The sequence below is a fragment of the Acinetobacter sp. TUM15071 genome, from assembly GCF_008980925.1.
GTDB lineage: Bacteria > Pseudomonadota > Gammaproteobacteria > Pseudomonadales > Moraxellaceae > Acinetobacter > Acinetobacter dispersus.
Genome location: NZ_BKGB01000020.1, coordinates 22,189 through 34,190, shown reverse-complemented (window position 1 = coordinate 34,190; position 12,002 = coordinate 22,189). Strand labels below are relative to the sequence as shown.

The 12,002-nt window shown below is 40.4% G+C and carries 10 protein-coding genes; 6 read left to right on the top strand and 4 right to left on the bottom strand.

Annotated elements, in window-relative coordinates:
- Nucleotides 1-17 precede the first annotated feature (17 nt).
- The gene (locus GBI66_RS16485; RefSeq protein WP_151716832.1) at nt 18-2,195 is read right to left on the bottom strand and encodes a TonB-dependent receptor domain-containing protein; all 2,178 of its coding nucleotides are present in this window, start codon (nt 2,193-2,195) and stop codon (nt 18-20) included.
- Between the two features lie 248 nt (nt 2,196-2,443).
- On the opposite strand from GBI66_RS16485, the gene tig reads away from it, so the two are divergent.
- The 4 genes from tig (at nt 2,444) to GBI66_RS16465 (ending at nt 6,956) form a co-directional block, all read left to right on the top strand.
- Nucleotides 2,444-3,775 (top strand): trigger factor, encoded by a 1,332-nt coding sequence (gene tig / locus GBI66_RS16480; RefSeq protein ID WP_005318089.1) that lies wholly within the window; start codon nt 2,444-2,446, stop codon nt 3,773-3,775.
- Nucleotides 3,776-4,127: 352 nt separating this feature from the next.
- A complete protein-coding gene (gene clpP / locus GBI66_RS16475; protein ID WP_004775790.1) occupies nt 4,128-4,733 on the top strand; it encodes an ATP-dependent Clp endopeptidase proteolytic subunit ClpP in 606 nt (201 codons plus the stop codon).
- Nucleotides 4,734-4,775: 42 nt separating this feature from the next.
- Nucleotides 4,776-6,086: an ATP-dependent Clp protease ATP-binding subunit ClpX gene (gene clpX / locus GBI66_RS16470; RefSeq protein ID WP_005185075.1), complete on the top strand. Its 1,311-nt coding sequence runs from the start codon at nt 4,776-4,778 to the stop codon at nt 6,084-6,086.
- Nucleotides 6,087-6,239: 153 nt separating this feature from the next.
- A complete protein-coding gene (locus GBI66_RS16465; RefSeq protein ID WP_005185073.1) occupies nt 6,240-6,956 on the top strand; it encodes a DUF2846 domain-containing protein in 717 nt (238 codons plus the stop codon).
- A 14-nt stretch (nt 6,957-6,970) separates the two neighbouring features.
- Here the strand turns inward: GBI66_RS16465 and GBI66_RS16460 are convergent, their stop codons facing one another.
- The 3 genes from GBI66_RS16460 to GBI66_RS16450 all read right to left on the bottom strand — a co-directional run bounded on the left by GBI66_RS16460 (nt 6,971) and on the right by GBI66_RS16450 (nt 10,156).
- On the bottom strand, nt 6,971-7,513 hold the full coding sequence (locus GBI66_RS16460) for a DUF2059 domain-containing protein (RefSeq protein ID WP_005185072.1): 543 nt from the start codon (nt 7,511-7,513) through the stop codon (nt 6,971-6,973).
- A 107-nt stretch (nt 7,514-7,620) separates the two neighbouring features.
- Nucleotides 7,621-9,147 (bottom strand): fumarate hydratase, encoded by a 1,527-nt coding sequence (locus GBI66_RS16455; RefSeq protein ID WP_004657827.1) that lies wholly within the window; start codon nt 9,145-9,147, stop codon nt 7,621-7,623.
- Nucleotides 9,148-9,295: 148 nt separating this feature from the next.
- Complete coding sequence (locus GBI66_RS16450; protein WP_151716831.1) at nt 9,296-10,156, bottom strand: helix-turn-helix domain-containing protein; 861 nt, start codon at nt 10,154-10,156, stop codon at nt 9,296-9,298.
- Nucleotides 10,157-10,339: 183 nt separating this feature from the next.
- On the opposite strand from GBI66_RS16450, the gene GBI66_RS16445 reads away from it, so the two are divergent.
- Both GBI66_RS16445 and GBI66_RS16440 read left to right on the top strand, forming a co-directional pair.
- Nucleotides 10,340-11,245 carry a DMT family transporter gene (locus tag GBI66_RS16445; RefSeq protein ID WP_151716830.1) on the top strand — a complete coding sequence of 302 codons (906 nt, stop codon included), beginning with the start codon at nt 10,340-10,342 and terminating at the stop codon, nt 11,243-11,245.
- Nucleotides 11,246-11,311: 66 nt separating this feature from the next.
- Nucleotides 11,312-11,989: a DUF6348 family protein gene (locus GBI66_RS16440; RefSeq protein ID WP_151716829.1), complete on the top strand. Its 678-nt coding sequence runs from the start codon at nt 11,312-11,314 to the stop codon at nt 11,987-11,989.
- Nucleotides 11,990-12,002 lie beyond the last annotated feature (13 nt).

Genomic DNA, 12,002 nt, shown 5'->3' with positions numbered 1-12,002 from the left:
TAGTGGCAGGTTATTGCTTAGAAGTCATAAGAGACAGATAACCAGAAATTACGACCTGCAAGGTAAGTGCCTGACATTCCAGAACCAATCATCATATAGTCATAATAAGAGGCTGGGTTTCCATTGGCATCAATATAAGAACCATTGCTGGTGAAATCTTTATCGAGTAGGTTGTTTACCGCACCATTAAAGCGCAATTGATCATTGACACTATAGCTGGTACCTAGGTTGAATAAGTTATAACCCTTCAACTTATTGTTAGTCGCATTGTAAATAAGAGCATCATCACCTGTAGTTTGTGCGATGTCGTAGCGTTTACGCTCTGACTTATATTCATGCTGTAACCATAGATCAAATGCATCGTTAATATGCCAAGTTGAGGTCATATTAAATGCATTTTTAGGGACATTACTTAGATATGAACCTTTATTTTTACCTTTGGTAATTTCGGTTTCCATATAGGTGTATACAGCTTTAATATCCCATTCAGGAATAATGCTATATTTCAAGCTGAGTTCTACACCTTTGGTTTCGGCCTCATCTGCATTGATTTTTTGTGAAAAAGCATCCTGAGTGATATGTGAGCCATAACTCACACATCCTGGCTGGTTAGGATTATTTGTGGAGAAGCAGTTTTGTAAGGCTGAACCTTCAGTAATTCGATTTTTAATTTTGGTAAAAAATGTGGTGGTATTCAAGTCTAGATTGCCATTGTTATAGTTGAAACCTAGCTCATAGTTAGTTGATTCTTCAGGTTTTAAATTAGGAGAACCAACATTAAATGTACCTCCTTGATTTCCTACGCTAATAACACCATTGTGAAGGTCTTTTGCAGAAGGAGCCTTATAACCTGTGCTCACTCCACCTTTAAATGTAAGTTCTTCATTTGCATTCCAGACTAAGTACGCACGTGGGCTAAATTGGCCACCAAAACCAGAATGGTCTTCATAACGGCCTCCAAGCGTAAAGCCGAGATTATCTAGGATGCGCCATTCATCTTCTGCATAGATAGAGAAAGAGTCTTTTTTAAATGTTGCGCCAATACCTGCAATATCATCTGCAATTTTTGCTTCTTTATATTCAGCACCAACGGTGAGTTTATGATCTGCAATTGGCATCACCACATGTGAGTCGGCGACAAAATCCGTATTTTTTAAAGTACGATCCTGACCTGCTGAAGCATTACCTGGGAATGTATTGCGGGGAATGGTACGCCCAACTGTTTCAGTTTTTGTTTGACTAACATATGAGTTCCATTGGCCAAAGCTATAATCACCGTTATGACCTATCGCAATTTGATCACGCTTAAACTCTAATTCATCTTTATAACCGTTGGCACGTGTTGGCGTATCAAGTGTGCCTAAACGATTATCATCATTCTTATAGGTTTGGCTAGAGTGAAAACCATCGACCCAGAAATTATTTTGGTCATTTAATTTAAATGATAATTTACCACCTACATCATAGATGTCTGCTTCACTTGGGCGTGGATCACGGCCAGAAGTGCCAGGAATGCGTTCAGATTTTTGACGATCTAAATAAGAACCACGTAACTGTACGCCTAGTTTATCCTGAATAATCGGACCATTGAGCACGACGCTGGTTTTCCATGAGTCGGCTTCTCCGCCATGTTCCATGACATTGCCACTAACGGTGACATTGCCATTCCATTCATTACTAATTTTCTTGGTAATAATATTAATTACACCACCCATGGCTTCTGAGCCATAACGTGTTGCCATTGGTCCACGAATCACTTCAATTCGTTCGATTGAAGCTAATGGGGGTAAGAAACCATTCGCAGACTCACCAAAACCATTTGGGGTGACATCTGATGAGGTGGTTTGACGACGACCATCAATTAGAATGAGGCTATATTCACTCCCTAGGCCACGCATCTTAATATTTAAACCCGATGTTTTCCCAATACCATCTCTGATATCGATACCAGGCACATCTGCAAGTAGATCGGCAATACTGGTTGCATTTTTCTTTTCAATATCTTCTTTTGTGACAACGCTAATTGAAGCGGGTGCATTTTTAATATCTTGTTCAAAACCAGCTGCCGATACCACAATGGTTGCAAGTTGGTGTGTGTTGGTATTTTCAGAGGCTGTCGTTGTATCTGCGAAAGCGGATGTGGTCATTACCCCAAGTAATGCGAATGAAAGGGGATTCAAATTAAATTTACTCATAACTAGAGTTCCAAAGCTGGACGAGAAAAATAGAACAAATGTTCAAAAAGAATGCAAAGTATAGTGATAATACTTATCACTAACAACAAAAAATAACGTTTCTTTTAAGATTCATTTAAGAAAACTATGATTTTGGCTAAAATAAGAAATATATTTGCTTTTTTAGCATCCGATTTTGTATATCCAGAAAGTTGTCATATAATGTGGCACTTTAAAAATTGTTATTACTAACTAATATCGAGGAAGCCATGCAAGTAACGACTGAAGCGGTTTCGGGCGTTGCCCGTCGTTTAAATGTTTCTGTACCGACGAGCCGTGTTAACGAGCAGTTTGAAGCTCGCTTACAACGCACTGCCAAAACTGTGAAGATCAACGGCTTCCGTCCAGGTAAAGTGCCTTTGAATGTTGTTCGCCGTGAATATGGTGCGGGCATTTATCAAGAAGTTGTGAATGACATCATTCGCGACACAGTATTTGAAGCAATTCAACAAGAAAAAATCAATGCGGTCGGTATGCCGAACATTGAAAAAGTTGAAAACAAAGATGATGCTTTAGTTTTTGAAGCGACTGTTGAAGTTTACCCAGAAGTAGAAGTGAAAGCTTTTGCTGACTTGGAAGTTGAACGTAAAGCATCAGAAATCAACGACAAAGACGTTGATGTCATGATCGAAAACTTGCAAAAACAACGTCAAACTTGGGCTGTAACTAAAGGTATGGCGAAGAAAGACATGCAAGTAACTTTCGACTTCGAAGGTACTGTTGATGGTGAGAAGTTTGAAGGCGGTGCTGCTGAAGACTTTAAACTAGTACTTGGTTCAGGTCGTATGATTCCTGGCTTCGAAGACGGTATCGTTGGTATGAAAGCTGGCGAAGAGAAAGTGATTGACGTGACTTTCCCAGAAGATTACCAAGCTGAAAACTTGGCGGGTAAAGCTGCTCAATTCAAAATCACTGTGAAGCAAGTTGAAAAAGCAAAACTTCCAGAAATCGATGCTGAATTCTTAAAAATCTTTGGTTTAACTGAAGAAGAAGGCTTAGACAAGTTAAAAGCTGACGTTCGTAAGAATATGGAACGTGAAGTTCGCAACGGTCTTCGTAACCAAGTTAAACAAGCTGCATTTGATGCGCTTGTTGCTGCAAACGAAATTGAAGTTCCTGCTTCAATGGTTGCTCAAGAAATTGACCGTCAACGTCAACAAATGATCCAACAGTTCACTCAACAGTTTGGTGCTCAAGGTGCAGGCGCATTTGACAGCAGCATGCTTCCTGATGAATTATTCAAAGAACAAGCTGAAAAATCAGTTAAGCTTGGCGTATTGGTAAGCAAAGTATTGGCTGACGCTAAACTTGAAGTTGACCAAGCACGTGTTAATGCTTACATCGATGACATGGCTTCTTCTTATGAAGACCCAACAGAAGTTGTTGAATACTTCAAAAATGACCAACAACAACGTGCTCAAATCGAAGCTGTTGTGTTAGAAGACCAAGTTGTTGATCACATCTTAGCTGCAGCTAAAGTAAAAGATGTTGCGATCAGCTATGAAGACTTATTGAAAGAACAACAAGCTCGCCGTGGCTAATCTTTTAAAAAGTTGATTCAAGAAAAAGGCGCTTAATGCGCCTTTTTCTTTAGGGTTTAGAATTTTATATTTCATTATGATTTAAAACAGTAAGACTTTGGCTTGCAGAGCTTTAAGCATAGGTGTGAAATTCCATAAACCATGCTGTGCATCATCAGAAAATCTCCCTTGCTTAAAGTATCGATGTAAAGTCTGCAAACCCTCTGTTAGCAAAGTGTTAATTTGTCGAAAAATTGCCAGATTTTAGTCTAAATAATCGAATATTTCAGATTGAACCTTTTGCAATTTCATTGATTATCCCTCATATTGTTGGCATAGATCGAGTCACAATAATTTAGGAATAAGTAAACGTATGTATGTTCCAACAATTGAAAATGCTTTAGTTCCTGTTGTCGTTGAACAATCATCTCGCGGTGAACGTTCATTCGATATTTTTTCACGTCTATTACGTGAGCGTGTTATTTTCTTAACGGGTGAAGTTGAAGATAACATGGCGAACTTAATCGTTGCGCAGATGTTATTTCTTGAAGCAGAAAATCCAGAAAAAGATATTCACCTTTATATCAATTCACCAGGCGGTTCAGTAACTGCGGGTATGGCGATTTATGACACCATGCAGTTTATCAAACCAGATGTTGTGACCTACTGTATGGGACAAGCAGCATCAATGGGTGCATTCTTATTGAATGCGGGTGCAAAAGGCAAACGTTACTGTCTTGAAAATGCTCGTGTGATGATCCACCAACCACTTGGTGGTTTCCGTGGTCAGGCTTCTGATATTGAAATTCACGCACGTGAAATTCTGTTCATTAAAGAGCGTTTAAATCGCTTAATGGCTGAACATAGTGGTCAAGATTATGAGACCGTTGCACGTGATACTGATCGTGATAATTTCATGACGGCACAAGCAGCCAAAGAATATGGTTTAGTCGATGAAGTGCTAAGCAAACGTCCCTGATTTTTTAGGACCTAAGTTTAAGATTTAAGTTGTGGAGTAAATATGTCCGAACATCCTCAAGGACAAAAACATTGTTCATTTTGTGGTAAGACGCAATCTGAAGTTGGAAAATTGATTGCTGGTGAGGACGCATATATTTGTAATGAGTGTGTAGATGTCTGCTTAGATCTCGTTCAAACCAGTCAACAAGTTGAAGCAGGTGATTGGGCAACTAAAGCCTTGCCAAAACCACACGAAATACGTGCTGCCTTGGACCAATATGTGATTGGACAAGATGTTGCGAAGAAAACCTTATCTGTTGCGGTCTATAACCATTATAAGCGTTTAAAAGTAGGCCAATCGACGCATGGGCATCAAGAGATTGAAATCGCAAAAAGTAATATTTTGCTGATTGGACCGACAGGTTCAGGTAAAACATTGCTTGCACAAACACTTGCGCGTTTGCTTGATGTTCCATTTGCGATGGCAGATGCAACCACTTTAACCGAAGCAGGTTATGTGGGGGAAGATGTTGAAAACATCGTGCAGAAGTTATTGCAGAAAGCGGATTACGATGTAGAAAAAGCGCAAAAAGGCATTATCTATATTGATGAGATTGATAAGATTACCCGTAAATCTGAAAATCCTTCAATTACCCGTGATGTGTCTGGTGAGGGCGTACAACAAGCATTGTTAAAAATGATTGAAGGTACGGTTGCGTCTATTCCACCACAAGGTGGTCGTAAGCACCCACAGCAAGAATTCATCCAGATTGATACAGCTAACATCCTGTTTATCTGTGGTGGTGCATTCTCTGGCTTGGAAAAAATCGTACAACAGCGCCAAGAGAAAGGTGGGATTGGTTTTACCGCTGATGTGAAGAATAAAGATGATAGTAAAAAAGTCTCTGAATTGTTCCGTCAGGTGGAAGCTACTGATCTGGTTAAATTCGGTTTGATTCCTGAATTTATTGGTCGTTTGCCAGTGATTGCAACTTTGGAAGAACTGGATGAAGAAGCATTGATGCAGATTCTGACAGAGCCTAAAAATGCATTAACACGTCAATACCAATATCTTTTCACCATGGAAAATGTAGACCTTGTCTTTGATGAGTCTGCGTTACGTGCTGTGGCGAAGAAAGCACTTGAACGTAATACTGGTGCGCGTGGTTTACGTTCTATTCTGGAAAACGTATTACTTGAAACGATGTATGACTTACCAAGTCGTACGGATGTTGGTACCGTTATTTTGAATGAAGCTGTCATTAATGGCACGGCTAAGCCAACATTCAAAGCAGAGCGTTTACCACAAGTGGGTACGCCAGAAGCAACTGAAAAGAAGGATTTGAAGGTGATTGATTCTAAATCAGCCTAATTCTCATTCATCTAAAAAAGCATGAAAGGCTTGGCTTTTCATGCTTTTTTTATTTGCAATTAGGCGTTGAGGTGTTAATCTTAAAAAATTGAAAAAATGTGCATAGTTTTGCGCTGTTAAAAATAAATCCAAGAAAACGCCTTGAGGGATGTCATGCGTTATTTAATATTGTCATTATGTTGTGCAGGGGTGTTGGCTGGCTGTCAAAGTCATAAGACAGTTGAAGAAAAACCAACCGCGCTGACTGCAACTTTACCAGCTGTCAATACTGAAAAAGAACCAGGCCTATTTGATCAATATCATGTGGGTGGCTTCTCCGTTGGTGGTTGGGTTAATCAAAAGTTAGGCCAATATTACGCCCCAATCAAACCGCAAAATGAACAAGCTGCGGTGGTTTATTTATATCGTCCAGATACACGTTGGAACCGTCAGGAAATTGCTGCGGCCAATTTATTTATCAATGGTCATCGTATTCCGAGCTTATTACATAATCATTATTACTGGGTGGAACTACCTGCGGGAACTTATCGCTTAAGCGTGAGTCGTCCTTTGGCAGGATTACATTTCCAAAAGCCGAAATATCTCGATTTTACAGTAGATGCTGCACAAACTTATTTTATTAAATACGATGAAGAAAATAAGATTTCACGTAGTGAGCATACAGGCCCATTTATGATTACACCTGACAAGGTGGCGCATCAGGAAATCGCATTCACACGGTTAAAATCTTCTAGCTATAACTTTGTCGCTCAAGATGCATCGGGTAAGGTTCGTTCAAAACCTCAAGAATTAAAACCAGCAAAGTATGATGAAAAGTCAGAAGTGCATTTGGTTAAGCCATTTAAGCTGTGGAATCCATTGACGTGGTAGGTTTACTTGAGCAGTTACTCATCCTGAATTAAAGGTTTGATGATGGTGAGGAACTGCTCTTTTAATTGCGAGCTCTGCTCTGGATCATTTAAGGTTTTTTGGCTTAAGTTATTCATATATTGGAAAACATGAGTACTGATTTGCAATGTTTTTTGATTAATGGATTTACCTTCCGGTGTTTTTAAAAATTTCAAATAGGCTTGTATTTCTTCTTCGCTCAAGGTGTCTGCATAAATCTTCTCGATTGCCCGAATAGTTTCGGGACGAGCAAAGACTTTTGAACTGGTATCTTTCAGCAATTGGCTCAGTTCCAATACAGCAAGATGTTCTTGTGTTGTGGTCAGTTCTTCTTTTCCTAAGACTCTTAATAAAATATTTTCCGCTTCGAGATCGAGTGTCGGCTGCATTTCATCAAGTGAGGTGTTTAAAACATTTTCGAGCTCGCTCAGTTTGATCAGCTCTTTGACGGATTTACTCTGGGCTGGGGATGCAAAGGTATTTTGCATGCCAACGAGAAGGCAAAGTCCAATCACCATGTTGAACATGTATTTATTCATCTATAGACCGCCTTATTGTTCTCGTCTTTTTTATAATTTAGCAGAAGCCGCAGGCAAAAAAATAGCCGAATACGATGATTCGGCTATGATTATTGTATGAGTATTATTTATGACGCAGCAGCATCAACTACTGGAATCTTACCGATTTTCGCTTGCCAGATTTTTGGTGCTGTTGCATGGATCGAAGTACCATTCACATCAACTGCAACAGAAACAGGCATATCTTCAACTACGAATTTGTAGATTGCTTCCATACCTAAGTCTGCAAAAGCAACGACTTCAGCTTCACGAACTGCTTTAGACACGAGGTAAGCAGCACCACCAACAGCCATCAAATAAGTTGCTTGATTGTCTTTGATCGCTTCAATTGCAGCAGGACCACGATCCGCTTTACCAATCATGCCGAATAAGCCAGTTGCTTCTAAAACTTGACGAGTGAACTTATCCATACGGGTTGCTGTTGTTGGGCCAGCAGGACCAACCACTTCATCGCCAACTGGATCGACTGGACCTACGTAGTAAATGAATTTACCTTTTAGATCCACTGGAAGTTCTTCACCATTATTTAACATGTCAACCATGCGCTTATGTGCAGCATCACGACCTGTATAAATCGTACCGTTCAATAATAATGTATCGCCTGGCTTCCAAGCATTCATTTCTTCTTGAGTAATGGTATCAAGGTTGACACGTTTCGATTGAGACGAATCCCATGTTACAGCAGGGTAGTCTTCAAGTTTTGGTGCTTGAATATGTGCAACACCAGTACCATCTAACTGGAAGTGTGCGTGACGAGTCGCAGCACAGTTCGGAATCATACCGACTGGTTTACCTGCTGCGTGGCATGGGTAATCCTTGATTTTAATATCAAGAACTGTGGTTAAACCACCAAGACCTTGTGCGCCAATACCCAATGCATTTACTTTCTCGAAGATCTCGATACGGAGTTCTTCCATTTTGCTTTGTGGGCCACGACGAAGTAATTCGTCCATGTTGATTTCTTCCATAAGTGCTTCTTTTGCAAGCATCATGGCTTTTTCTGCAGTACCACCGATACCAATACCGAGCATACCTGGTGGACACCAACCTGCACCCATAGTTGGAACAGTTTTAAGTACCCAATCCACGATTGAATCAGATGGGTTTAACATCGCAAGTTTAGATTTATTTTCTGAACCGCCACCCTTCGCTGCAACGGTAATATCAACTTTATTACCAGGAACGAGTTTGTAGTGAATCACGGCAGGCGTATTATCTTTGGTATTTTTACGACCAAAAGCTGGATCTGCTAAAACAGAAGCACGGAGTACGTTTGAGTTCTCTAGGTAACCTTGGCGTACACCTTCATTTACAGCATCATCCAAGCTCATGGTTAAATCAAATTTAACATCTAAGCCGACTTCAAGGAAAACGTTAACAATCCCTGTATCCTGACAGATTGGTCGGTGACCTTCAGCACACATACGTGAGTTGATAAGGATTTGGGCAATAGCATCTTTTGCAGCTTTGTTTTCTTCACGATCATAAGCACGGCTCATCGCTTGGATGAAGTCTTGTGGGTGATAGTAAGAAATAAACTGCAGGGCATCCTTGATTGATGTAATCAAGTCATCTTGTTTGATGATCGTTGTCATATCAAATTTCTCTTGAGCGGGCGATTAGCTGGCGGGCTAAATTATATGACAAAAAGGAATGAATGTGGGAGTTTTAGCTTAGATTTGGCTAAAGGTCTAAAGTAAGCCTTTGATCTAAATTGCATCAACAAAAGATGCGCTGTGGATTTTAGTTTTTTCTCAGTTGAGATGGGCTATAGCCAAACTGTTTCTTAAAGCGATGGCTAAAATGGCTGCTTGAACTAAATCCATATTGCACAGCGATCTCTGTCAGATTCGCTGTGGTCTGTTCAAGTGCTTGATGGGCACGCTCAAGACGGCGTTGCATCACATATTGATGCGGTGGCATCTGCATCGATTGTTTAAACATATGCGCAAAATGATACTCGCTGAGTTGCGCTTGTTGCGCCAGATCGGACAAGGTCAAACTCAAATGGAGATGTTGATCAATCCATTCTAGTAACTGCTTAAGCACATAAGGGGAAAGGCCACCTTTGACTTCAGGTGCTTGCCATTGTGCATGACTGTAATTTTTGATCAGATGATTGAGTAATAATGTTGTTGCGGTACTCATCTGCAAATGGTTTTCACGATTTTGCCATGCACCATTGAGTAAAAAGTGCCGATAAATCATCGAAATTTGTGGGTCAGCCACAAAAATTTGTGGGTTTAAAATGATTTGACTCGGTTCGCGATCCCAGACTTGTTCTGCCACACGTTGTAAGTGCTGTTCAGTATAGTAAAGATGTACGAAGGTGAGTGGATCACGTAGGTCCCAAGTCGACTCGAAATCTTGTGGCATCAGGCACATACGGTCAGGGCCACCGCCATTGTGCCAGCCCTGTTGGGTTTTTTGATAGCTTTCATAACCGCCCTGAATATACATACTCAAGGTGTGGTGATTGCTGCAGACACTGACACGGTCTTGGTTATTTTGCCACATGGCCAACTGCATGCCCGAACCCAGTTCTACCGAGTCGAGCAATTGCGCTTTATATTGCTGTAATTGATCTAGAATCTGATATTTCATCTTCTATACGCAGTGCCAAATATGATCCAGTTTAGTGTAGAACTTTCAGCCAGTTTTGTCATCTGGTCAAAAATTTCCTAGAAAAACGCAAATCCATGATAATCATCGCAAGATGGTGCAAGTAATCATGACCGCAAAAGCAGCAAAATAGTCATCGAGGTAATTGAGTTTGGTTCTAATGATATGAATGCGCTGTTATATGCTTTGGTGGTGGTGATCTGGGGCACAACATGGATTGCGATTAGTCTGCAACAACAAAGTGGAATATCAGCCAGTGTTGCTGTGTTCTGGCGTTTTTTTATTTCTGCAATGGTGTTATTTGTTTTTGTCGCTTTGAGCCGCAAGTTGCAGAAACTAGCCGGTAAAGATCATCTGTTTTGTATGTTGCAGGCCTGCTGTATTTTTGGCTTTAACTTTGTCTGTTTTTATTATGCCGTGCAATATATCAGTAGCGGTTTAGAGGCCGTAATTTTTTCCATGGCGGTGATTTTTAATACCATAAATGCCCGATTATTTTTCTCTCAGCAGGTTTCTTCGCGGTTTTATCCTGCGGCGTTATTAGGTGTACTCGGGATTATTGCTCTGTTCTGGCATGACGTGGTGGGCACCACTCTAAATCGCAATACCTTGATCGGTATCGGGCTATGTATCCTAGGCACCTATGGTTTCTCTTTGGGGAATATGATCAGTACGCGCCATCAAAAACATGGCTTGGATATTTTTACCACCAATGCCTACGGGATGTTGTATGGCTCACTGCTGATGGCATTGATTTCATGGTTTAGACAGGATCAGTTTTTTCCAAGTATGCAATTCAGTGCAATCAGTGCTTTACTGTATCTCGCGATCTTTGGTTCAGTGATTGGTTTCACCGCCTATTTCTATCTAGTCGGACGGATTGGTGCGGGCAAGGCAGCCTATAGTACTTTGTTATTTCCTTTGGTCGCACTGGTGATTTCGACTGTATGGGAAGGCTATCACTGGCAAATGAATGCGGTGATTGGGGTAGTCTTAATTCTATGTGGCAATGCAATTTTCTTTGTGAAAGGGCCGCAGTTAAAAAGAATTGGGGTTTCAAAACAAGCCTGAGTATGAAATTTGATTTAGTTGTTATATGAAGCTGATATAGTGAATAAAAAATATGGAATAAGCTTTATGGATAATCAATCAGTCACCCAAATAATGATTGATTTGTTAGAAAAACATGATGTCCCAGTTCAAATGTTTGACGAGTGGATTGTACCTCATGGGCAGCTCCCAGCGATACGGGCCAATTGGTTGGAACGTGAAACACATGGTCGTCTAGATGTTGAAGTGATGTTAGAAGATAAGCGAATCATCACTGAGAGTTTTGCTGGTATAGGGGTGGGAAATGAGGGGGTGCTGAATGCGCTGCAGAATTTTTCTGTCAATTCATTACATGTTTTTCTTGCCGCTTTCTGGCAACAGAATGATCGCACTGAGATCACTATCGAGCAATGGCAAATAGCAGGAAAAACGTATACAGCTTATATTGGAAATATTGGACAGCGTAGTGATCTCAATTATTCACCAGCACTGCCTGCAGACTTTTTTTCTTCAGTTGAACAAGCAATTTTGCAGTACAAGCCAAGTCATGATCTTACTTGGTATAGAGTATTTTTTTGTGATTTTAAGGGTGAGCAAACGTTTGAAGCATTGGCTGAAAATCAAGACTGGATACAAGGCGTAGATGCTTTAAAGCGTTTACATTGGGAACCGAGTTCTGGATATTATAGTGTTCGTAATTTTATTATATTAAAACGAGAGAAGGATCGTGGTTGGGCACGGATTAGAAATTATTTTAAAAACTGATGTAGCAAAACGT